Here is a 22,196-nt window from a genome sequence, read left to right on the forward strand (position 1 = left end):
TAGCTATGATGCAATCAGAGGACAAGCTTACATTTATGCAGACGCTTATTATGGTAAGCAGTACAATGATCGGTGCCGGTGTCTTAACCCTTCCCCGCTCAGCCGCTGAAACCGACAGTCCGAGCGGATGGATCATGATCCTGCTGCAGGGCGTTATTTTTATTATTTTCGCGCTGCTTTTTTTGCCTTTTCTTCAACGAAACAGGGAGAAAACGATTTTTGAGCTCAACAGTATTGCAGCGGGAAAATTGATCGGTTTCTTTTTGAATTTATTTATATCCCTTTATTTTATCGGTATCGTATGTTTTCAAGCGCGGGTTTTGGGTGAGGTTGTCGGATTCTTTCTTTTAAAAAACACACCGATGGCGGTTGTCGTGATTATTTTTCTGGCAGTTGCCCTCTATCATGTGGCCGGGGGCGTTTACCCCATTGCGAAGGTATATGCGTATATCTTTCCTATCACAATTATTATTTTCCTTATGCTTCTGATGTTCAGCTTTCGTTTATTTCAATTAGATTTTATCCGGCCTGTATTTGAAGGCGGTTATCAAAGTTTTTTCTCTTTATTTCCTAAAACCCTTTTATATTTTTCAGGATTTGAAATTATTTTTTATCTCGTTCCCTTTATGAAAGATCCAAAGCAGGTAAAAAAAGCTGTCGCTTTAGGTATTGCAACCTCGACTGTTTTCTATAGTATTACTTTGTTTATGGTCATTGGCTGTATGAGTGTAGCTGAGGCAAAAACAGTGACATGGCCAACCATTTCACTCATTCATGCATTAGAAATCCCAGGGATTTTCATTGAACGATTTGACCTGTTTTTACAGTTAACTTGGACAGCCCAGCAATTTGCATGTATGCTCGGCTCCTTTAAAGGGGCGCATATTGGATTAACAGATATCTTTCACCTGAAAAATAAAAACAATCCGTGGCTGCTTGCTGCATTGCTGGCCGTTACATTTTTCCTGTCAATGTTTCCTGAAGATCTTAATGCCGTGTTTTACTACGGAACACTTCTCGGATATGTATTTCTCGGTGTCATTGCAATACCATTTCTTATCTGGTTTTTAAGCTGGGTACAGAAAAAACTGGGGAGGGATCAGCTGCAATGAAGACAATGATGAAGCTTGCAGCAATGGTTCTGATGCTGCAGACGCTATGCGGATGCTGGGATGTCAAAAATATTGAAAAACTGTCTTTCGCCAGAGGACTTGCTATCGATGAAACTGATGACCATCAGTATAAATTAACGTATCAAAACCTTCTTCCCCAAAGTGAAGACAGCCAAGCATCCGGAAAACCCGAATTTGTCAATGTGACATCCCATGGGAAAACCATTCTAGAAGCAGTCAGTGATGTATCCATTAAAGACCCCCCTATCTATAGCGATCATTTAAAAGTGATTCTTTTGGGAGAAAAGCTGATGAGGAATCAAAACATAGATCAGGTCTTCAACCATTTTATCCGGGATGATGAGCTGCGGCGCAGCAGCTATTTGATGGCAGCCAGAGGACAAGCCGAAGTGGTTTTTACAAAAGGAAGTCCTAAACAGCAGCTGCCGATGCCTTCTGAAAAGCTGATTGATCTAACCAATAACAGCGGGTATAACGGGAAAATTATGTTGCCGCTTCGCATCGGCAGGGCTTCTATCTATTGCCAAAATGGCTACAGTTTTCTCATTCAAGCCGTGAAAAACCAAAAGGGAAAAGCAAAGTATGACGGAGCAGGCATAATCAAAAGCGGCAGCAATAATCTCGTCGGATTTCTTTCAGCTGGTGAAACCCAGACACTGACATGGGTCATGGGAACGATCCAAGGCGGCGTCATGCCGACGACAGATAAAGGACATCCGATTACATTTGAGATTAAAAAGTCGAAAACGAAAATTAAGCCGGCGATTGAAAATGGAAAGCCTGTCTTTCAGATTTCTGTCAAAACAAAGGGTATCTTGACAGAAGACCAAAATCCGAATGAAAATTCCTTTAGTAAAGGCTATTTGAACAGGCTTGAGAACATATTTGAGAAAAAGCTTGAACACGATGTAAAGCAGGTTATGGATAAACTGCAGCATGAGTATAAAACAGATCCGGTCTTTTTTTCCGACTATATCCGGATTCGATACCCAGAATACTGGAATAAAGTAAAAGGACATTGGGATGAAATATTTTCTGATGCTGATTTTAAATACGATATTTCTTTCAAAATCATTAACTTCGGCACAGTAGGAAAGTGAGCAATCAAAAGGGTGCGCATGATCGCGCACCCTTTTTTTATGTTCCGACAGTCTGCTGTTTTCCGGCTGATCCTCCTTGCCCGTTTTTGTCTCGTAAATCCTGCTCAATTTCTTCAAGGCTTTTTCCCTTCGTCTCTGTCACTTTAAACCGGACAAATAAGAACGCCATGATACCGATCGCGGCATAAATCAGGAATAAATAACTGATGCCGATCGCTTCCATTAATATTGGATAGGTGAGTGAAACAATCAGTGTCCCAACGTGCAGCATCAAAGTAGATACCCCAGTACCGATTCCTCTGACATGAAGCGGGAACAATTCAGGAAGCATCACCCAGACAACCGGGCCCCAGCTGACCGCAAAGACAACGATAAACACGCCTAAGCAAATGACTGTCGTCCAAGAGGCAGCCGGCGTGTTACCGAAAAAGAGATTCACCAGCGCGAGAACGATTAAGCTGATCACCATCCCGGCATTCCCGAATAACAATAGCGGCTTTCTTCCGATCTTGTCGATGATTTTAATCGCTACTAACGTCATGAGAACATTAACTGTGCCGATTCCGACCGTTCCTAAAATCGATGCGGAGTTTCCAAATCCTACGTTTGTAAAGGTCTTTGGCGCATAATAGATGATCGTATTCGTTCCGATAAATTGCTGCAGAAACGCCAGTCCCAAGCCGGCAATCAGCGCGGGGCGCACCCAAGGATCGAACAGCTCCTTCAGGCCGCCTTCATCCTGCTTTTCCGCTTCTTGAATATCATGTATTTCCTGATCAATATCTTTTGTGCCACGCAATTTTTCGAGAACCTTTTTCGCTTTTTTCTCTTCGCCATTCGTAAACAGCCAGCGCGGGCTTTCCGGCATGAACAAAATGCCAATGAGCAAGAGCAGCGACGGCACAGCAGCCAATCCAAGCATCCAGCGCCACGCTTCGGCATCGGCAAATATGTAATTGACAATGTAAGAAAGAAGGATGCCGACCGTGATCATCAGCTGATTCAGAGATGACAGCGCCCCGCGTTTTTGTTTTGGCGCCAGTTCAGACAAATAGAGCGGCACGATCGTTGTCGATGTTCCGACTGCAAGTCCCAAAATGATGCGAAACAGAACCATGACTCCCGTATTCGGGGCGAGCGCCACACCCAGGCCTCCTATACAAAACAGCAGCGCGGCCGCCATAATCGCTTTTTTTCTTCCGAAACGGTCAGTCAGCTTGCCAGCCGCTCCTGAACCTAATATCGCCCCAACCAATAAAGAGCTGACAACAAGTCCTTCCGTAAAGGCATTTAAACCTAAGTCCTTTTTCATAAATAAAATAGCACCGGAAATCACTCCGGTATCATAGCCATATAACGCGCCTCCAAGAGCGCCGAAAAAATAAAGCCATATATTTGACTGCTTTTTCATAAAAATGACTCCCCTTCTCTATAAACTGCAATGATATTGTCTGTGGAGTTTTTTTAGAAATCTATTAGCCTCTTTTTCTGGCTATTAAACCTTTTCATTCTTGCAGATCACTAAATTCCCAATCATTTACTTGCAATTTTTTCAACGTAACCGAAACATTTTATCTGCTGCGGCGTCCAATATAAGGTGATTCAGCACATTAAAAATAACTATTTTCAAGAACAGGAACTTATAAATATAGGAATATTTATCGAAAAATGTCTTTTGATGAGTTGCCCCTTGGCAAAATAAATGGTACTCTTCAAATATTAAAGAAACGAGAGGTATTGATATGGAAGAACGAACACACCGCAGAAAGAAAAAGAGAAGACTTAGAAAATGGGTGAAAATCGTTGCCGGTTTGATGGCTTTTCTGGTCATTGCGGCAGGATCTGTCGGCACCTATGCTTATGTAAAGCTCAACAATGCTTCTAAAGAAGCTCACGTTAGCCTAGCACGCGGAGAACAATCAGTAAAACGGATTAAAGAATTTGATCCTGGAAAAGATTCTTTCTCTGTATTGCTCTTAGGAATTGATGCCAGAGAGGAAAGCGGCGAGACTGTCGATCAGGCAAGAAGTGACGCGAATGTGCTGGTTACATTTAACCGGAAAGAAAAAACAGCTAAAATGCTAAGCATTCCGCGTGACGCATATGTAAACATCCCAGGCCACGGCTATGATAAGTTTACACATGCTCATGCTTACGGCGGCGTTGACCTCACTGTGAAAACAGTTGAGGAGATGCTGGATATTCCCGTTGATTATGTCGTCGAAAGTAATTTCACAGCTTTTGAAGACGTCGTCAACCAGCTGAATGGCGTCAAAGTAACGGTAAAAAGTGATAAAGTCATTCAGCAAATCAAAAAAGATACAAAAGGAAAAGTGGTTCTTCAAAAGGGAACACATACGCTTGATGGAGAAGAAGCACTAGCTTACGTAAGAACACGCAAAGCGGACAGTGACCTATTGCGGGGACAAAGACAAATGGAAGTGCTGAGCGCCATTTTAGAGAAATCAAAATCACTGAGCTCAATCCCGGCTTATGATGATATTGTGGACACGATGGGAAAAAATCTGAAAATGAACTTATCTCTTAAAGATGCCATTGGCCTGTTCCCGTTCCTCACATCATTGAAATCAGTTGAGTCTATTCAGCTGACGGGTTATGATTATGAACCTGCCGGCGTTTATTATTTAAAATTGAATCAGCAAAAACTGCAGGAAGTTAAAGAAGAGCTCCAAAACGATTTAGGTGTATAATAAAAGGGATGGCGATTACGCCATCCCTTTTGCATATTTCTTGTTGAAAATGATCAACGTAACGTTTAGCCTTGATTTACATGGATTATGTTTCGCAGGAAAGCTGAACATACTACACGAAGCAGCTTCATTTTTAAGGAGGTTCCCCCTACATATGAAATTAATTGCGATTGATTTAGACGGTACATTACTGAATAAAGAGAGCGTCATTACTGCGGAAAACAGAGCAGCGATCAAGCGGGCCGTTGATGCTGGCATCCTCGTCACCATTTGCACGGGAAGGGCAACATTTGACGTAAAAGCACTGCTGGAAGACTTGGACATCCCTATCATTGCAGCTAATGGCGGAACGATCCATGATACGGGTTACCGTTTGATCAGCCGGACATTAATGGACCAGGAAGCTGGTAAAGCGATCGCTGATTACTTGCTGTCAAAAAACATTTACTTTGAGGTATATACAGATGACCATCTGCTTTCTCCTTTTGACGGCGAAGATAAGCTGCATGCGGAGCTTGATATTCTAAAGAGCGCAAATCCAAACGAGAAGACGGATGAATTGTGGCAAGGAGCCATGACTCAGTTCAAGCAGTTTGGCATTAAGCCGATCCCTCATATCGAATCTGTTTTTGACGGCAGCGAAAACATTTATAAACTTCTTTGCTTCTCCTTTGATATGGACAAGCTGAAACAAGCGAAGGAAGAGCTGAAGCATCATAAAAAACTGGCGCAAACCTCTTCCGGAAAACATATTATCGAAATCCTGCCGGCCTCTTCAGGAAAAGGACGCGCCCTGACAGAGCTGGCTGACATATACGGAATTGAAACACAGGATATCTATGCAATCGGCGACAGTCCGAACGATTTATCCATGTTTGAAGTCGCCGGACACCGCATCGCCATGGAAAATGCGATTGATGAATTAAAAGAAAAAAGCACCTTCGTCACAAAAAGCAATGACGAAAATGGCGTGGCTTACTTTATTGATCAGCTTCTTTCCGGCCAATATGCATAAAGAAAAGACTCCAGAGATTCTGGAGTCTTTGTCTATTATTGAACCCGTATACTTCCCGCATATTTATCTTTCCAATACGTGCTTGTGTTCATATTGGTGATGGTCACGCCGTTTGACAATGTGACATGAACAACTTGTCCGTTTCCGATATAGATGGCCGGATTTAGGCTTGTTGATTGGAAGAACACAATGTCTCCCGGTTTCAGGTCCGCCTTCTCAACCTTAGTTCCGGCTTTGTATTGGCTTGTTGCGTATCGAGGCAGGGAAATACCGGCTGCTTTCTTGTATACATACTGGACAAATCCAGCTGTATCAAATCCTGTCTCCGGAGACACTCCGCCTTGTTTGTAAGGAACTTCGCCAACATAAAGTGTTGCCTCAGACACAATCGGGTTTTCTTTCGGGATTGTCAGGTTGTCAAATCGGCGAATGCCTGTCATCTTCGATTTCCAGTAATCCTCTGACAAGTAGGAAATGGTTACTTTTTCTGACCGGCTTGCCTGAATAAACCTTCCTCCGCCTGCATAAATCCCTGCATGTGAAATTCCCGATTTATACGTATTGCTAAAATAAACGACATCACCAGGCTTTATGTTTTGAGGCGCAACCTTCTCACCTACTGCCCACTGCTGTTCGGCTGATCGCGGCAGATAAATGCCGAGTGCCTGTTGAAACACATATTGCACGAGCCCGGAGCAATCAAAGCCCTCTGACGGTGTGCTTCCGCCAAACACATATGGAATGCCGATATATTTTTCGGCCTCCTGAACGACAGGAACATCAGCTGTTGCCGGATCGGCTGCGATTCGTCTCGCCCCGATATAAGAGCCGCTCCAATAGCTGCTTTTTGTGTAATTAGTGATGATAACCCCTTTTGTTTGCGTACTATGAATCATTTGGCCGTCTCCGATGTAAAGAGCGTCATGTGTCGGAGTTGTCTCGCCGCTTCCCTCTTTCCTGAAAAACAAAATATCGCCCGGCTTCAGGTCTTCCGGCTTTATGGCCGTTCCGACTTTATACTGGTCGTTCACAGATCTCGGCATATGAATATCAGCCTTACTGAAAACATATTGAATCAATCCCGAAGGATCGAATCCCTCTTTCGGCGTTTCACCGCCGTATTTATACTGATACCCAAGCAGTTTTTTTGCTTCGCTGATCACCAGTTCAGATGACATATCAGCCTCCGCAATCTCCGCTTTTGTGATAGTTGAACCCAAAAAACTAATGATAACCGCCACAAGCAAAAACTTCTTCCAGTTTGCCAGTGTCTTCACTTTTATTATCTCCTCCTCTTTATGCAGTTTTAACATCGGTATTTTTTTGAATATGTTAAGAGACGTTTTGATATTTTTACAGAATGAATATGCTGGGCAAATAAAAAGAGAATGCCTCATCAGACACTCTCTTTTTGAATTATTTATTGGTGTTTGCCGGTTCTTCCTGCTGTTGGATTTTATGCATTTCCGTATCAATCTTCTGCTTTTCCTGATCTGTCAGCTGCTCATTGAATTTAAAAGCTGACATAAACATGAATACGATAGCTACGGCAACAAAAGGCCAGATGGCTTTGACAAATTTCATCCTTATCACTCCGTTTATTTAGATTTTAGTTTGTCGCTATGATCAACATCAAACGTCAGTTTTCCGTCTTCTACTTTCCATGCAAAATTAGAGTCTTTCGTCAGTTCGCGAATAATCGTTTTCTGTTTGAGGCTGTCTTTTTTCACCGGTGCAGGCGTCGCTTCATGGATGTCAATCGGCGTCACTTCAAAGCGGCCTATTCCGTTTTTCTTCAAGTGATACTGAACCAGTGCACTGTCCCTCGTTCTTGTCCAGCCTTGATCAAAGACAAAGTTGCCGAGGCTGTAGAAAATGACGGTTCCGTTATATACTTCAATCGGTTCTAAGACGTGCGGGTGATGGCCGACAATGATATCAGCTCCCGCATCAGACATGGCTCTTGCAAGCTGGCGCTGGCGGTCGTTTGGATCATTGTCATATTCTTGTCCCCAGTGTGACTGCACAACGACGATGTCCGCATGTTTTTTCGCTTCTGAAATCATTGGAATGAAGATTTCAGGATCTGCGGGCAGCACGCCAGGCGTATTCTTTTTAGCCGCGAAACCTTTTCCAGACACATCGGTAAAGCCGAGCGTCGCGATGGTTACCCCATTGACTTCCTGGTACGAAATATTCTTTTTCGCATCACTTAGGCTGTATCCTGCTCCAACGATATCAAGGTTTTGCTTCGCAAATTCTCCAAGAGTATCTTTCATGCCTTGAACGCCGTAATCCATTGCGTGGTTGTTTGCGCTGTTGAGAACCGTGAAGTTCATATCCTTCAAGACTTTCACTGATTCCTTATTCGTCTGCAGATGAATCTCTTTATCTGCTTGTTTATAATTCTTTTGATAGGTTACAGGGTTTTCAAAGTTTCCTGCTACATAATCAGAGGCTTTAAAGATCGGTTCAACATACTGAAAAATGCTGTCTGCCCCTTTTTGCTCCGTTACTTTTTCAACATAGCGCCCCATCATAATATCTCCGACAAATGAGGCTGATAGAACGTCGTCAGAATACGTTTTGACCTTCGGCGTTTCTGCTTTTCCCGCCCACATAAAAGCGAACATGAGGACAAAAACGATCGGAATGGCAATAAATACGTGCTTATTGGTTTTCTTTTTTTGCTGTTTTGTCAGCTTCAGCAGCTTTTCATGAAAGCTCAGTTCTTTTTTCATCGTTTGACACACCTTACATTAAATTAAGTAGTAAACAAACATGATAGCAAAGGTCGCTCCGCTCAATAGAAGCGTGCTTCCGAACGTAATGGTTAAACCTTGTTTCTGAATGGTATTGGCAATTAAACCTGGCACGATGATGCCGATTCCTCGAAATTCTGCGATTTCAAATGGTACAATCGGGTATAGAAAATCAAACGCAATTTTCAGGACAATCCCTGTTATCAGCATGGCAGCGAATTTTCTGCGTCCGTACAAAATCATAAATTTGGATAAACCGTATTTCACTATGACATAAGTGAGCAAGCTTACTAACAATACGAGTAAAATAAAGACCGGCTGATTAAACACAAGTCCTAAATATCCCGGTACAACCAGTCCAGCCGGCACGATTCCTGTTTTTTCTGCAAAAATCAAACTGAGTAGTACACCTAAAATGAGTGCGATGTATAAATCTGATCCGAACATGTCTGCATTTCCTCCTAGCTTACGAGCTGCTTAACCTTGTATTCGTGGATTTTTTCAATTAAAGGCTCTGCGGCACCATGAATATTGCCGACGCCATATATGACACGGTTGTGCATTCTTTTCTTTAACAATTCCATAATTTCTTCTGTTGACTTGTACTCTAGATCATGCAGTTTATCTGCAGGAATTTTGCCTTCTTCATAGGCTTTTACGATCGGTTCTGTTGTTTCACCGATTAAGATCAGTTCACTTGCTTCAATATAAGGCAATACGTCATTTGCGAATTGCTGTGTCCGATCCACACGGTCTGCGCGGCAGTTCATGATGATGATTGGATCATCGGTCGGATAACCGATTTCTTTTACACGTTTCCATATATTCAAAGTAGAAGAAGCGTCGTTTGCGGCAAACCCATTAACAAAGTGCCCAGGCTCGCTCGGACTGATCAGCGGAAGAATTCTCATTGCTCCCGGATCTGGCGGCGCATTCAGCATTCCTTTAAACGCTGTTTCTTCGTCAATGCCGAGTGCTTGAGCCACACCCAGTGCCAGAGAAGCGTTATCAGGGAATACCATGTATTCAAATTTACGCAAATATTCATCTGTAATTTTTGAGTTATCAGCAATGATGACTTTTGTGTTTCGTTCTTTTGCTTTTTGTTTAAAGAACTCGGTATATTCACTATCTGTAATGACAAGATGGCCATTATAAGGAATAGTAGCGGTAAACGCTTCTGCAATTTCATCGAGCGTCGGCCCCATGACATCCATATGGTCTTCTAACACATTCACAATAACGCCGATATTGGCTTGCAGAAGTTCGTCCTGAAAGATGATCTGATAATCCGGGTTAACAGCCATACATTCACTGACGATAGCGTTAGCCCCTCTTTCTACTGTTTCTTTCATAACTTCTTTTTGCTCTCCGATATTCGGCCCTTGAGGTTTCCGTTTAATCGGCTTTTCCTCCGGTGTGTCCCAGTAGATCATTCTTGCATCTGTCCCTGTTGTTTTTCCAACAGTTTTGTAACCGGCTTCTATTAATATTCCGGTTGTCAGCCTTGTCACAGTCGATTTTCCTCGGATGCCGTTAATATTCACCCGCACAGGGAGGGCATCAATGTTTTTCTGATGTCGTCGTTTTTCTAATATTCCGATGACCAGTATGACAGCACAGGCTATAATGAGTAACCACATTGCTTTTCGACATCTCCTTCTATATTGTTGTAAATTCATTCATCAGTATATAGAATCACTATGAATTCTCAATCGGCATTATGTAACATAATCTTCCCTAATCCACTAAGCCAAACTTCTCTTTTGAAAGAGATTTTGTACCTACAAACTGTTTTCTAATTTTGGAAAATGGCAGGACTTACACCTTACCTATTTTCAAAAAAAGAAAAAGGAATGCGCTTTCATTTTTCTCCTGATATCCTTCTGGACGTATAGTCACGCCCTGGTGTTTGCATTTAATATGTATTTCAAATCAATCTTTTTTTCAGCCCGTGATATCAAGCTTTTCCTGCTACCATGCGTGTTTCCGGTTCTTATGAACACAAAATATGTTTTTCCTGTTTCTTAAGGACAAGGTCATAATGTCATCCTTTCTGCATGGAAGAGGCAATATTAGGCCTATTCCAAAAAGACTAATGGGGCGATCTATGAAAACGATAAACATACAGGTCCGAATTCTCTAACATAATTAAACATTTTCTGGGCGGATAGTCTTTTCTGTTTCTCCTCATTTACAGGTCTAAACGCATGACTTTGAAACAATTTTAATAAAACTTAATATTTGTTCATGAAATCTTCATCCAGAAATGTGAAGACTTTGTCAAAAAAAGAGTGAAAACCTTAAATTTTTCAATTATATATACAATTCACAATAGATTTCTTTCGATATTTTTATTGCCAACTTCGGATTACTCATGATAATCTATCTATGTAAACGGTTACATAAACAAGGAGGAGCTGTTTTGGCTACAATTAAAGATGTCGCCGGAGCGGCGGGCGTTTCAGTTGCGACGGTTTCCCGCGTCCTGAATGACAACGGCTATGTACATGAAGAAACGCGAACGCGTGTCATAGCGGCGATGGAGAAGCTCAACTATTATCCGAATGAAGTCGCCAGATCTCTTTATAAGAGAGAATCCCGGCTGATCGGGCTTTTGCTCCCGGATATCACAAACCCTTTCTTCCCCCAGCTTGCCCGCGGTGCAGAGGATGAATTGAACCGGGAAGGCTATCGCCTTATTTTTGGCAACAGTGACGAGGAATTAAAAAAAGAACTTGAGTACCTTCAAACCTTTAAGCAAAACCATGTTGCAGGCATTATTGCCGCAACGAATTACCCGGATCTTGAGGAATACAGCGGCATGCATCACCCAGTCGTTTTTCTGGACAGAACACTTGAAGGCGCTCCTTCTGTATCCAGTGACGGCTATACAGGAGGAAAATTAGCCGCCGAGGCCATCATTCACGGAAAAAGCCGGCACATTACCCTCTTGAGAGGCCCCGCTCACCTGCCGACCGCCCAAGACCGCTTTCACGGCGCTTTGGAGTTCTTACAGCAGGCTGAAGTTGATTTTCAGGTCATCGAGACGGCTTCATTTTCTTTCAAGGATGCGCAATCGATGGCGAAGGAGCTGTTTGCCGCTTATCCTGAGACAGACGGTGTGATTGCGAGTAATGATATTCAAGCCGCTGCGGTTTTACATGAAGCATTGCGGCACGGAAAAAGCGTGCCGGAGGATATTCAAATTATCGGCTATGATGACATTCCGCAAAGCGAGCTGCTGTTCCCTCCCCTGTCTACAATTAAACAGCCCGCCTATGATATGGGCAAAGAAGCGGCCAAACTGCTTTTGCGTATCATCAAAAAACAGCAGCTGACAGAAACGGCGATTCAAATGCCTGTCACCTATATAAGAAGAAAGACGACAAGAAAGGAAGATCATGATGTGTAATATTTGTGTGATTGGAAGCTGTTCGATGGATTTAGTGGTCATCTCGGACAAACGCCCAAAAGCCGGCGAAACGGTACTTGGCACGTCGTTTCAGACTGTGCCGGGCGGTAAAGGAGCAAATCAGGCCGTTGCTGCTGCCAGACTTGGCGCCCACGTGTTTATGGTCGGCAAGATTGGAGACGATCATTATGGAACAGCCATTTTGGATAATTTAAAAGCTAACGGCGTTCGCACCGATTATATGGAACCGGTTACACATAAGGAAAGCGGAACCGCCCATATTGTGCTTGCCGAAGATGATAACAGTATTGTCGTTGTCAAAGGTGCGAACGATGATATCACTCCATCATATGCGATAGACGCGCTTGTACAGATTGAAAAGATCGATATGGTCCTGATTCAGCAGGAAATCCCAGAAGAAACGGTTGATGAGGTGTGCAAATACTGTCATTCTCATGACATCCCGATCATGCTCAACCCGGCACCGGCCCGCCCGCTGAAACAAGAAACAATTGATCACGCCACCTATCTCACGCCGAATGAACACGAGGCGTCGATCTTATTCCCTGGTCTTACCGTTTCTGAAGCCTTGGCGCTTTATCCAGCGAAGCTCTTTATTACGGAAGGAAAGCAAGGCGTCCGCTATTCAGCCGGAAGCAAAGAGCTGCTTATCCCGTCCTTCCCCGTAGAGCCGGTTGATACAACCGGAGCCGGTGATACGTTTAACGCAGCCTTTGCCGTGGCTCTGGCTGAGGGAAAAGACATTGAAGCCGCATTGCGGTTTGCCAATCGTGCAGCTTCCCTTTCCGTCTGTTCCTTCGGCGCCCAAGGCGGAATGCCGACAAGAAAAGAAGTAGAGGAGCTGCTGTCATGAAAAAACACGGTATACTGAACAGCCATCTTGCCAAGCTTTTAGCCGACCTTGGCCACACTGATAAAATTGTCATCGCGGATGCCGGGCTGCCCGTTCCTGACGGCGTTTTGAAAATTGATCTTTCACTGAAGCCGGGTCTTCCGGCTTTCCAAGATACAGTAGCAGTTCTTGCAGACGAGATGGCAATCGAAAAAGTCATTGCTGCAGCGGAAATAAAGGCATCTAATCAGGAGAATGCGAGATTTCTAGAAAATCTTTTCTCTAAACAAAAGATTGAATACCTTTCTCACGAGGAGTTTAAGCTGCTGACAAAAGAAGCAAAAGCTATCATTAGAACGGGTGAATTCACACCATATGCCAACTGCATCCTGCAGGCGGGTGTGCTTTTCTAGAAAGGAGGATGGAACATGCAGATTGAAATGAAAGACATTCATAAAGCATTCGGAAAAAACCAGGTGCTGTCAGGCGTTTCTTTTCAGCTCGTGCCTGGCGAGGTTCACGCATTAATGGGAGAAAACGGCGCCGGCAAGTCAACGCTTATGAACATTCTGACAGGCCTGCATAAATCGGATAAAGGGCAAATCAGCATAAATGGAAACGAAACATATTTTTCAAATCCGAAAGAAGCAGAACAGCATGGAATAGCCTTTATCCATCAGGAATTAAATATCTGGCCGGAAATGACCGTTCTTGAGAATCTATTTATCGGGAAAGAAATATCCTCCAAGCTGGGCGTTTTACAAACAAGAAAAATGAAAGCGCTAGCAAAAGAGCAATTTGACAAACTTTCTGTCTCCCTTTCTCTTGATCAAGAAGCCGGCGAGTGTTCCGTGGGACAGCAGCAAATGATTGAAATTGCAAAAGCGCTCATGACAAATGCCGAGGTGATCATTATGGATGAGCCTACCGCTGCTTTGACGGAACGAGAAATCAGCAAACTTTTTGAGGTCATTACAGCGTTAAAAAAGAATGGCGTATCCATTGTATACATTTCACATCGTATGGAAGAAATTTTTGCGATTTGCGACAGAATCACCATCATGCGGGACGGAAAAACGGTAGATACAACCAGCATCTCAGAAACCGATTTTGATGAAGTCGTCAAAAAAATGGTCGGACGCGAGCTGACTGAACGATATCCGAAACGCATTCCTTCTCTCGGCGACAAAATATTCGAGGTGAAAAACGCCTCCGTTAAAGGAAGTTTTGAGGATGTCAGCTTTTACGTTCGTTCCGGTGAAATCGTCGGTGTCTCCGGTTTGATGGGAGCCGGCCGGACAGAAATCATGAGAGCGCTGTTCGGCGTTGACAGGCTGGACTCAGGTGAGATATGGATCGCTGGAAAAAAGACAGCCATTAAGAACCCGCAGGATGCAGTGAAAAAAGGGCTCGGCTTTATCACAGAGAACCGCAAAGATGAAGGACTGCTGCTCGACACCTCCATTCGTGAGAATATTGCGCTGCCCAATCTGTCCAGCTTTTCTCCAAAGGGTCTCATTGATCACAAGCGGGAAGCTGAATTTGTCGATCTTTTAATCAAACGCCTGACCATCAAGACGGCATCATCAGAAACGCACGCACGCCATTTATCAGGAGGCAACCAGCAAAAAGTGGTGATTGCCAAGTGGATCGGGATCGGACCGAAAGTGCTTATCTTGGATGAGCCGACCAGAGGTGTGGATGTTGGCGCGAAACGGGAGATTTATTCACTGATGAATGAGCTGACTGAGCGCGGTGTCGCCATCATCATGGTGTCATCAGAGCTGCCGGAAATTCTCGGGATGAGCGATCGTATTATCGTTGTCCATGAAGGCAGAATCAGCGGAGAAATCCATGCACAGGAAGCAACACAAGAACGAATTATGACACTTGCCACGGGAGGGCGGTAATATGAAAACGGAAAAACTGCAAACAGAACAAAAACGGATTCACTTTGACGGAGTGATGCAAAAACTCGGCCCGTTTCTCGGTTTATTTATTCTCGTTATCATTGTATCTATTTTAAATCCCAGCTTTCTTGAACCGCTGAATATTTTAAACCTGCTTCGTCAGGTCGCCATTAACGGATTAATCGCGTTCGGCATGACTTTTGTGATTTTAACAGGCGGCATTGATCTTTCTGTCGGCGCTATTCTTGCCCTGTCCAGCGCTTTAGTTGCTGGGATGATTGTATCCGGTGTCGATCCGGTTCTCGCGATCATCCTCGGCTGTATCATTGGTGCTATACTCGGCATGATCAACGGACTATTGATCACAAAAGGAAAAATGGCGCCCTTTATCGCCACACTTGCGACCATGACTGTATTTCGCGGACTGACGCTTGTGTATACAGACGGAAATCCGATTACCGGACTTGGCACAAACTACGCTTTTCAGCTGTTCGGACGCGGTTACTTTTTAGGCATTCCTGTACCGGCGATTACGATGGTTCTTGCTTTTGTGATCCTTTGGGTGCTTCTTCATAAAACACCGTTCGGCCGCCGAACTTACGCAATCGGGGGCAATGAAAAAGCCGCGCTCATTTCAGGCATTAAAGTGACGCGCGTGAAAGTGATGATTTATTCTTTAGCCGGGCTCTTATCCGCCCTTGCCGGCGCGATATTGACTTCCCGTCTGCATTCAGCACAGCCGACTGCCGGAGAATCGTACGAACTGGATGCTATCGCGGCGGTCGTCTTAGGCGGAACAAGTCTTTCCGGGGGCCGCGGACGCATTATCGGTACATTAATCGGGGTGCTGATCATCGGCACACTTAATAACGGGCTCAATCTGCTTGGCGTCTCATCGTTTTATCAGCTGGTTGTCAAAGGGATTGTCATCTTAATTGCGGTATTATTAGACCGCAAGAAGTCAGCATAGGAGGTTTTTTTACATGAAAAAGGCTGTATCGGTCATTTTAACGTTATCATTGTTCTTATTAACTGCCTGTTCGCTTGAGCCCCCCCAATGGGCAAAGCCGACAAACTCGGGAAACAAAAAGGAATTCACCATCGGCTTGTCCGTCTCAACGCTTAATAATCCCTTTTTTGTCTCATTAAAAAAGGGCATCGAAAAAGAAGCTAAAAAACGGGGAATGAAAGTCATCATTGTCGATGCACAAAATGATTCATCGAAACAGACAAGTGATGTAGAAGACTTAATTCAGCAGGGTGTCGATGCATTGTTAATCAACCCGACTGATTCTTCGGCGATCTCAACGGCAGTAGAATCTGCAAACGCAGTCGGTGTGCCCGTCGTAACAATCGACCGTTCCGCCGAACAAGGAAAAGTTGAAACCCTCGTTGCTTCCGATAATGTCAAAGGCGGTGAAATGGCCGCAGCATTCATTGCTGACAAACTGGGAAAAGGTGCAAAGGTGGCAGAGCTTGAAGGCGTGCCCGGCGCATCTGCCACACGGGAACGCGGCTCAGGATTTCATAACATTGCTGATCAAAAGCTCGACGTTGTCACAAAACAATCAGCTGACTTTGACCGCACCAAGGGCCTGACTGTCATGGAAAACCTGCTGCAGGGACATCCGGATATCCAAGCAGTTTTTGCTCACAATGATGAAATGGCGCTCGGTGCTCTCGAGGCAATTAACAGCTCGGGAAAAGATATTTTAGTGATCGGTTTTGACGGCAATAAAGATGCGCTCGCTTCCATTAAAGACGGAAAGCTCTCAGCTACCGTCGCTCAGCAGCCTGAATTAATCGGTAAACTGGCTACAGAAGCAGCAGATGATATTTTGCACGGAAAAAAAGTAAAAAAATCAATTTCTGCACCTCTAAAACTAGAAACACAAAAGTAATTGCCCCGGATCAGATTTTCATCTGATCCTTTTTGATGTTTAGGAATCTGTGAAAACGTGAATAGGGATATAGAATGAATTATTTCTCTTACGTGAGGAGAGGAACGAAATGAACAAAACAACAAAAACATTATCAACTCTAGCACTTGCAGCTGGAATGACTGCGGCTTCTGCAGTAGGCGCGAGCACGATCCACGCACAACAGCCAGAAACAACCGTAAGCATTGATGATTTATACAGTTATCCGATTGATTCTTATTTGGTGTCAGCAGAGGCTCTAAATGTCAGAACGAAGGCTAACGCATCGAGCCAGAAGGCCGATACGCTGCACTTGGGCGACAGCTTAAAGCTGATTTCCTTTGCAAACGCTGACTGGGCAAAGGTTCATTATAAAAACGGCAAAAAAGGCTTTGTCTCCACTCATTACATTGTAAAAGCTGCTACAACAGTAAAAACCAAAACAAAAACGAAAGTATATACATCCGCTGAAGGAAAAAGCATCAAGACCCTTCCAGCAGACACAAGCGTTTCTTTTTTAGGCTGGAGTAAAACGAAAAAAGGCGGTTTTGATTTTGATTGGGTATTCGTTGACTACGGCGGTGCGACAGGCTATATGAAAACAAAGGACTTACACATGACAACAAAATAACTGAAAGGGATTCCGTTTTTTATGCGGAATCCCTTTTTTCTTCGCAAATCAAGGATTGATTTGTCACATTCCCAAGATATTTCTCAGGAAATATTGTCGTATGACGTGTCGAAACCATACATGATCATCGACATTTTTGCTCACGTTAAAAAATGGAGGTGTAAATATGGATCAATTCGAAGCAGCATATGAATCGTATAAAGCCCGGCAAACAACTGTCGGTCAGGAAGATGTTCCATCTGGAAAAGAAGAAATTATTGCAGTCAGAAGAAATGAGGAAGACAATATTATCGCCGTGAAAACGAACACAGGAAGAGAGCTCGACTATCCCACTGCGCTGTCAGAAGCAAAAGCAGGAAAGCTCGCTCATGTTGATGTCTTCCATAAATACGGGCGTGACATTTTGCGAAGTGAACCGGACGGCATAAAGGAAAACAACCTGTCCGAGCTGCCGGATTTTTAATCATAAAAAAGCCCTGCCGCATGACGGACAGGGCTTTCTTTTAAGCGAAAGGCTTCTGGATGTATTCGGCTAACCGTTTTGCACTGAGAGAAATATCCTCTGCTGTTGCATAATTCACGCCATAGAACACATATGGTGGCAGGTATTTCATGCCGATCAGATTACTCGTGGCCTGAAATGGTTTCAAAAGCTCACTGATCGAGTAATGATTTGCTCCGCCCGCTTGATATTTTTCCGCTTCACTCCCTGTTGATACAGCCAGCATCAGCTCCTTGCCATGCAAGGCGTTTCCTTTTGAACCAAAGGCCCAGCCGTAAGTCAGCACAAGATCCTGCCATTTTTTTAAGAGCGGCGGAGAGCTGTACCAATAGAACGGAAATTGGAAGACAATTCTATCGTATTGCTCGCACAGCTGCTGCTCCTTCGCAACATCTATCGCTTCATCCGGGTATTCCTTATAAAGATCCCGTACTGTGATATTGTCATGTTGACTCAATTCCTCTGTCCATGTCTTATTCACAACAGAGGTTTCCATATGAGGATGAACTGCCAAAACCAATATTTTCATCAGACCACACCTTTACCCTTTTGACGTTATTTTATCTAAAATCAGGAAAAGAGCCAAATAAAAAGAAAGCCCTGCACAAAAGGGCTTTCTTTTGTTCTTTATTCAGGGCTTCCTTCAGTTGTTTCGATATCTTTGGCAAAATCAGGGTTATCCAGATTCGCATTAAAGAAATCCGCTGTATTCGGAAGTCTGAGATTCATGTTCATTTTTTGAGAAATCGTAACCGTGCAATCCTCAAGCACATAGTCAAAAACGTGTCCGCCTGAATTGCGTCCTTCGTCAATGAAGTGCAGATGATAGCCGGAAACAGCAATTCCGTTTGCATAAGCCGGTGTCAGGAAACCTACGATCGTTCCTCTCACATTGTCAAAGTTGAAAATCGGCTGCGTTTTGACCGCTTCGACCATCGGCACGTAAGGCTTTTCTTGCAGTTCTACCGTTCTTGTCTGCACTTTTTTAAACAATCCGTCAATGCGGATAGCGTAAAATAAGTTTTTGCTCGGCAGAATGCTGTTGATCTCATTTTCAAACTCTTCGCGTGTCATTTTCGCATCAATTTTGTGCGTCATGTCCGGTGTAAAGAACGTAAATGAACAGAACGGAGAACGGTCACCATTTTGGACTGGTGTCGCAGTTCCGTCTGAACGGAGACGGTAAAATTCGCCGTCAAACCCAATCAGCTCTCCGTCAAGCTTGTTAAAGGTTCCGATACCGAAGTCTCCGTATTTCGGAATCTCTGACAGTTCAAAATCCCCGTCATATACTCCATCCAAAAGAGAAGTCATTGTTGATACTTGATAAATCTGGCTCACAGGCTGATCTTTTTGGCCGCGGCTGAGCACTTGCATGTTGCTTTCGCGTTTCATAATTCCCTTCACTCCTTTTGTGTAGTGCTGTTCATCAAACAGTGTCGTGATGCGCAGAGTGCTAGAGAGCTTTCGTTTTCATGAGTTCCCCGAATTCTTTCGGAAGCTTGTCACTTGCTAAATTAATGTTATCACTGTAGTCAACCGGGACATCAATGATGACAGGACCCTCAGCGTTCATACCTTGACGAAGAACATCTGCCAGCTGGTCTGGTGATTCTACGCGCAAACCGGTTGCTCCGAAGCTTTCCGCATATTTCACGATATCGATATTTCCGAAATCGACCGCAGATGTCCGATTGTATTTTTTCAATTGCTGGAATGCAACCATGTCATATGTGCTGTCGTTCCATACAATGTGTACAATTGGTGCTTTTAAGCGAACTGCTGTCTCTAATTCCATTGCTGAGAATAAGAAACCGCCATCACCGGAGACTGATACCACTTTTTCTCCCGGTTTCACCAATGAAGCGCCGATTGCCCAAGGAAGCGCAACGCCGAGTGTTTGCATACCATTACTGATCATTAATGTTAACGGCTCGTAGCTGCGGAAATAACGTGACATCCAAATCGCGTGTGAACCGATATCGCAAGTCACTGTAACATGATCATCGACTGCATTTCGCAATTCTTTTACAATTTCAAGAGGATGTACTCTGTCTGATTTCCAATCTTCAGGCACCTGCTCACCCTCATGCATATATTGTTTTAAATCAGAAAGGATCTTCTGCTCACGTTCAGCAAAGTCTACTTTCACCGCATCGTGTTCGATATGATTGATTGTAGATGGAATATCACCGATCAATTCAAGATCCGGCTGGTAAGCATGATCAATGTCAGCCAGAATCTCATCTAAATGAATGATCGTCCGGTCTCCATTGACATTCCAGAATTTCGGATCATATTCAATTGGGTCATAGCCGATTGTCAGCACAACATCAGCCTGCTCAAGCAGCAGATCGCCAGGCTGGTTGCGGAATAAACCGATCCGGCCAAAATACTGATCCTCTAAATCTCTCGTAAGAGTACCGGCAGCTTGATATGTTTCAACGAATGGAAGCTGAACCTTTTTCAATAGCTTCCGAACCGCTTTAATCGCTTCCGGTCTTCCGCCCTTCATGCCGACTAGAACGACAGGAAGTTTCGCTGTTTGGATTTTTGCAATGGCCGCACTGATTGCGTCATCTGCTGCAGGGCCAAGTTTTGGCGCTGCGACAGCACGTACGTTTTTTGTGTTTGTGACTTCATTCACAACATCTTGTGGAAAGCTCACAAAAGCGGCCCCAGCCTGCCCTGCTGACGCTATCCTAAACGCATTTGTAACAGCTTCCGGTATATTTTTTACATCTTGAACTTCTACACTGTATTTTGTAATCGGCTGGAATAGCGCCGCATTATCCAAAGATTGATGTGTCCGTTTTAAACGATCTGCACGGATCACGTTCCCAGCTAGCGCAACGACAGGGTCGCCTTCAGTGTTTGCTGTCAGCAGTCCTGTTGCCAAGTTAGAAGCGCCTGGTCCTGATGTGACTAACACGACTCCCGGTTTTCCAGTTAAACGGCCGACTGCTTGCGCCATAAATGCTGCATTTTGTTCATGCCGGGCAACGATAATTTCAGGCCCTTTATCTTGTAAAGCGTCAAATACCGCATCAATTTTTGCACCTGGAATGCCAAATACATGTGTGACACCTTGCTCCGTTAAGCAATCAACAACAAGCTCCGCCCCTCTGCTTTTCACAAGGGATTTTTGTTCTTTTGTTGCTTTTGTCAACACCCTCACTCCTTATTATGCATTTTAAACATAAAATTTTAAATATTTCTTGTGATACGTTTCACTATACACTCTTTGGAAATTGACCTCCAATATCGATTCGCCTTATGATTAATATGTATTACGAATTATTAACCTATGGAAAGGAATGCATATTGAATGGAGCTTCGCCATCTTCAATACTTTATCGCAGTAGCCGAAGAGCTTCATTTCGGAAAAGCTGCCCGGCGGCTGAACATGACACAGCCTCCTCTTAGCCAGCAGATCAAACAGCTGGAAGAAGAAGTCGGGGTGACGCTTCTGAAGAGGACAAAACGATTTGTCGAGCTTACCGCGGCTGGCGAAATCTTTTTAAATCACTGCCGCTCAGCTTTGATGCAAATTGGTCAAGGAATTGAACTTGCCCAGCGGACAGCTCGCGGCGAACACGGGCATCTCGTTATTGGTTTTGTCGGATCAGCCACATATGAATTTCTGCCGCCAATCATCCGGGAATACCGTAAAAAATTCCCCTCTGTGAAAATAGAACTGAAAGAAATCGCTTCTTACCGACAGCAGGAAGAATTGCTCAAGGGAAATATCGATATCGGCATTCTCCATCCGCCGTTAGAGCATCCGGAGCTGCAAATTGAGACAACCCAAAGCAGTCCATGTATCCTCGCATTGCCGAAGCAGCATCCGCTTGCATTAAAGGAATCAATCGACATTACAGATTTGGAAAACGAACCGATCATTACCCTTTCCAAAGAAGCGTGGCCTACGCTATATACCGACTTTATACAGCTCTGTGAAGACTCAGGTTTTGTGCCGAATATCGTTCAAGAAGCGACAGAATATCAAATGGTGATCGGACTGGTGACAGCGGGTATCGGCATTACAATTGTCCCTTCCTCGGCCAGACGGCTGTTTAACCTTGATGTCACATATCGCAGCGTTGATCATTTTCAGCTCAAAGCAGAATGGATCATCGCATATCGAAAAGACAGCCAAAACCCCGTACTGAGGCAATTTGTGGAGATATCCAAATCATTAAATGAACGGAAATAAAAAAAGGCGCTCCGTTCTCCGGAATCCGC

Annotated in this window: 22 protein-coding genes; 13 read left to right on the top strand and 9 right to left on the bottom strand. The window is 44.0% G+C overall.

Features of this window, described 5'->3' with window-relative positions; translation table 11 throughout:
• The first annotated feature begins 5 nt into the window (after positions 1 to 5).
• On the top strand, positions 6 to 1,112 hold the full coding sequence (gerBB, locus tag M0696_RS18165) for a spore germination protein GerBB (protein ID WP_248602249.1): 1,107 nt from the start codon (positions 6 to 8) through the stop codon (positions 1,110 to 1,112).
• Positions 1,109 to 2,233 (top strand): spore germination protein GerBC, encoded by a 1,125-nt coding sequence (gene gerBC / locus M0696_RS18170; protein WP_166847578.1) that lies wholly within the window; start codon positions 1,109 to 1,111, stop codon positions 2,231 to 2,233. Before gerBB ends, gerBC begins: the two co-directional genes overlap by 4 nt.
• 37 nt (positions 2,234 to 2,270) lie before the next feature.
• Here the strand turns inward: gerBC and M0696_RS18175 are convergent, their stop codons facing one another.
• Positions 2,271 to 3,644, bottom strand: coding sequence for a sugar porter family MFS transporter (locus M0696_RS18175; RefSeq protein ID WP_166847575.1), 1,374 nt, complete (start codon positions 3,642 to 3,644; stop codon positions 2,271 to 2,273).
• Between the two features lie 331 nt (positions 3,645 to 3,975).
• Between M0696_RS18175 and tagT the strand changes: the two genes are divergently transcribed.
• Positions 3,976 to 4,944, top strand: a complete 969-nt coding sequence (gene tagT, locus M0696_RS18180; RefSeq protein WP_166847572.1) for a polyisoprenyl-teichoic acid--peptidoglycan teichoic acid transferase TagT — start codon at positions 3,976 to 3,978, stop codon at positions 4,942 to 4,944.
• A gap of 154 nt (positions 4,945 to 5,098) precedes the next feature.
• Positions 5,099 to 5,959: a 5-amino-6-(5-phospho-D-ribitylamino)uracil phosphatase YwtE gene (ywtE, locus tag M0696_RS18185; RefSeq protein WP_166847569.1), complete on the top strand. Its 861-nt coding sequence runs from the start codon at positions 5,099 to 5,101 to the stop codon at positions 5,957 to 5,959.
• 35 nt (positions 5,960 to 5,994) lie between these two features.
• Here ywtE and M0696_RS18190 read toward each other — a convergent pair whose 3' ends face one another.
• The 5 genes from M0696_RS18190 to pgsB all read right to left on the bottom strand — a co-directional run bounded on the left by M0696_RS18190 (position 5,995) and on the right by pgsB (position 10,364).
• The gene (locus tag M0696_RS18190; protein WP_222142159.1) at positions 5,995 to 7,236 is read right to left on the bottom strand and encodes a C40 family peptidase; all 1,242 of its coding nucleotides are present in this window, start codon (positions 7,234 to 7,236) and stop codon (positions 5,995 to 5,997) included.
• A 139-nt stretch (positions 7,237 to 7,375) separates the two neighbouring features.
• Positions 7,376 to 7,543 (bottom strand): extrachromosomal elements maintenance protein EdmS, encoded by a 168-nt coding sequence (gene edmS / locus M0696_RS18195; RefSeq protein ID WP_166847563.1) that lies wholly within the window; start codon positions 7,541 to 7,543, stop codon positions 7,376 to 7,378.
• A gap of 14 nt (positions 7,544 to 7,557) precedes the next feature.
• Positions 7,558 to 8,700: a capsular polyglutamate synthetase PgsA gene (pgsA, locus tag M0696_RS18200; RefSeq protein WP_222142160.1), complete on the bottom strand. Its 1,143-nt coding sequence runs from the start codon at positions 8,698 to 8,700 to the stop codon at positions 7,558 to 7,560.
• Between the two features lie 18 nt (positions 8,701 to 8,718).
• Positions 8,719 to 9,168, bottom strand: coding sequence for a poly-gamma-glutamate biosynthesis protein PgsC (gene pgsC / locus M0696_RS18205; RefSeq protein ID WP_003227889.1), 450 nt, complete (start codon positions 9,166 to 9,168; stop codon positions 8,719 to 8,721).
• Positions 9,169 to 9,182: 14 nt separating this feature from the next.
• On the bottom strand, positions 9,183 to 10,364 hold the full coding sequence (pgsB, locus tag M0696_RS18210) for a poly-gamma-glutamate synthase PgsB (protein WP_010328825.1): 1,182 nt from the start codon (positions 10,362 to 10,364) through the stop codon (positions 9,183 to 9,185).
• Positions 10,365 to 11,146: 782 nt separating this feature from the next.
• Between pgsB and M0696_RS18215 the strand changes: the two genes are divergently transcribed.
• The 8 genes from M0696_RS18215 to M0696_RS18250 all read left to right on the top strand — a co-directional run bounded on the left by M0696_RS18215 (position 11,147) and on the right by M0696_RS18250 (position 17,912).
• Positions 11,147 to 12,136: a LacI family DNA-binding transcriptional regulator gene (locus M0696_RS18215; protein WP_222142161.1), complete on the top strand. Its 990-nt coding sequence runs from the start codon at positions 11,147 to 11,149 to the stop codon at positions 12,134 to 12,136.
• Positions 12,129 to 13,010, top strand: coding sequence for a ribokinase (gene rbsK, locus M0696_RS18220; protein ID WP_222142459.1), 882 nt, complete (start codon positions 12,129 to 12,131; stop codon positions 13,008 to 13,010). The genes M0696_RS18215 and rbsK overlap by 8 nt, the downstream gene beginning before the upstream one ends.
• Positions 13,007 to 13,402 carry a D-ribose pyranase gene (gene rbsD, locus M0696_RS18225; RefSeq protein ID WP_166847557.1) on the top strand — a complete coding sequence of 132 codons (396 nt, stop codon included), beginning with the start codon at positions 13,007 to 13,009 and terminating at the stop codon, positions 13,400 to 13,402. The genes rbsK and rbsD overlap by 4 nt, the downstream gene beginning before the upstream one ends.
• Before the next feature lie 15 nt (positions 13,403 to 13,417).
• A complete protein-coding gene (rbsA, locus tag M0696_RS18230; protein WP_166847554.1) occupies positions 13,418 to 14,899 on the top strand; it encodes a ribose ABC transporter ATP-binding protein RbsA in 1,482 nt (493 codons plus the stop codon).
• A 1-nt stretch (position 14,900) separates the two neighbouring features.
• Positions 14,901 to 15,869, top strand: coding sequence for an ABC transporter permease (gene rbsC / locus M0696_RS18235; protein ID WP_222142162.1), 969 nt, complete (start codon positions 14,901 to 14,903; stop codon positions 15,867 to 15,869).
• Between the two features lie 13 nt (positions 15,870 to 15,882).
• Positions 15,883 to 16,800 (top strand): ribose ABC transporter substrate-binding protein RbsB, encoded by a 918-nt coding sequence (rbsB, locus tag M0696_RS18240; RefSeq protein ID WP_166847551.1) that lies wholly within the window; start codon positions 15,883 to 15,885, stop codon positions 16,798 to 16,800.
• Between the two features lie 109 nt (positions 16,801 to 16,909).
• Positions 16,910 to 17,449 (top strand): SH3 domain-containing protein, encoded by a 540-nt coding sequence (locus M0696_RS18245; protein WP_222142163.1) that lies wholly within the window; start codon positions 16,910 to 16,912, stop codon positions 17,447 to 17,449.
• 166 nt (positions 17,450 to 17,615) lie between these two features.
• Positions 17,616 to 17,912, top strand: coding sequence for a DUF3892 domain-containing protein (locus M0696_RS18250; RefSeq protein WP_166847545.1), 297 nt, complete (start codon positions 17,616 to 17,618; stop codon positions 17,910 to 17,912).
• A 40-nt stretch (positions 17,913 to 17,952) separates the two neighbouring features.
• Here the strand turns inward: M0696_RS18250 and M0696_RS18255 are convergent, their stop codons facing one another.
• The 3 genes from M0696_RS18255 to alsS form a co-directional block, all read right to left on the bottom strand.
• Positions 17,953 to 18,480, bottom strand: a complete 528-nt coding sequence (locus M0696_RS18255) for an NAD(P)H-dependent oxidoreductase (protein ID WP_166847542.1) — start codon at positions 18,478 to 18,480, stop codon at positions 17,953 to 17,955.
• A gap of 98 nt (positions 18,481 to 18,578) precedes the next feature.
• Entirely contained in the window at positions 18,579 to 19,346 is a 768-nt protein-coding gene (budA, locus tag M0696_RS18260; RefSeq protein ID WP_222142164.1) for an acetolactate decarboxylase, read from the bottom strand.
• Between the two features lie 61 nt (positions 19,347 to 19,407).
• Positions 19,408 to 21,120, bottom strand: coding sequence for an acetolactate synthase AlsS (alsS, locus tag M0696_RS18265; RefSeq protein ID WP_248602250.1), 1,713 nt, complete (start codon positions 21,118 to 21,120; stop codon positions 19,408 to 19,410).
• Positions 21,121 to 21,279: 159 nt separating this feature from the next.
• On the opposite strand from alsS, the gene alsR reads away from it, so the two are divergent.
• Positions 21,280 to 22,167 (top strand): acetoin biosynthesis transcriptional regulator AlsR, encoded by an 888-nt coding sequence (gene alsR, locus M0696_RS18270; RefSeq protein WP_166847534.1) that lies wholly within the window; start codon positions 21,280 to 21,282, stop codon positions 22,165 to 22,167.
• The last annotated feature ends 29 nt before the right edge of the window (positions 22,168 to 22,196 follow it).

Source organism: Bacillus rugosus (assembly GCF_023238245.1).
GTDB classification, from domain to species: Bacteria; Bacillota; Bacilli; order Bacillales; family Bacillaceae; genus Bacillus; species Bacillus rugosus.

Bases quoted from the DNA above. Each gene is read 5' to 3' on its own strand.
- alsR (WP_166847534.1), top strand. From the start codon at position 21,280: ATGGAGCTTCGCCATCTTCAATACTTTATCGCAGTAGCCGAAGAGCTT.
- M0696_RS18175 (WP_166847575.1), bottom strand. From the start codon at position 3,644: ATGAAAAAGCAGTCAAATATATGGCTTTATTTTTTCGGCGCTCTTGGA.
- rbsC (WP_222142162.1), top strand. From the start codon at position 14,901: ATGAAAACGGAAAAACTGCAAACAGAACAAAAACGGATTCACTTTGAC.
- budA (WP_222142164.1), bottom strand. From the start codon at position 19,346: ATGAAACGCGAAAGCAACATGCAAGTGCTCAGCCGCGGCCAAAAAGAT.
- M0696_RS18245 (WP_222142163.1), top strand. From the start codon at position 16,910: ATGAACAAAACAACAAAAACATTATCAACTCTAGCACTTGCAGCTGGA.
- gerBC (WP_166847578.1), top strand. From the start codon at position 1,109: ATGAAGACAATGATGAAGCTTGCAGCAATGGTTCTGATGCTGCAGACG.
- gerBB (WP_248602249.1), top strand. From the start codon at position 6: ATGATGCAATCAGAGGACAAGCTTACATTTATGCAGACGCTTATTATG.
- ywtE (WP_166847569.1), top strand. From the start codon at position 5,099: ATGAAATTAATTGCGATTGATTTAGACGGTACATTACTGAATAAAGAG.
- tagT (WP_166847572.1), top strand. From the start codon at position 3,976: ATGGAAGAACGAACACACCGCAGAAAGAAAAAGAGAAGACTTAGAAAA.
- rbsK (WP_222142459.1), top strand. From the start codon at position 12,129: ATGTGTAATATTTGTGTGATTGGAAGCTGTTCGATGGATTTAGTGGTC.
- edmS (WP_166847563.1), bottom strand. From the start codon at position 7,543: ATGAAATTTGTCAAAGCCATCTGGCCTTTTGTTGCCGTAGCTATCGTA.
- rbsA (WP_166847554.1), top strand. From the start codon at position 13,418: ATGCAGATTGAAATGAAAGACATTCATAAAGCATTCGGAAAAAACCAG.
- M0696_RS18255 (WP_166847542.1), bottom strand. From the start codon at position 18,480: ATGAAAATATTGGTTTTGGCAGTTCATCCTCATATGGAAACCTCTGTT.
- pgsB (WP_010328825.1), bottom strand. From the start codon at position 10,364: ATGTGGTTACTCATTATAGCCTGTGCTGTCATACTGGTCATCGGAATA.
- M0696_RS18250 (WP_166847545.1), top strand. From the start codon at position 17,616: ATGGATCAATTCGAAGCAGCATATGAATCGTATAAAGCCCGGCAAACA.
- rbsB (WP_166847551.1), top strand. From the start codon at position 15,883: ATGAAAAAGGCTGTATCGGTCATTTTAACGTTATCATTGTTCTTATTA.
- rbsD (WP_166847557.1), top strand. From the start codon at position 13,007: ATGAAAAAACACGGTATACTGAACAGCCATCTTGCCAAGCTTTTAGCC.
- pgsC (WP_003227889.1), bottom strand. From the start codon at position 9,168: ATGTTCGGATCAGATTTATACATCGCACTCATTTTAGGTGTACTACTC.
- pgsA (WP_222142160.1), bottom strand. From the start codon at position 8,700: ATGAAAAAAGAACTGAGCTTTCATGAAAAGCTGCTGAAGCTGACAAAA.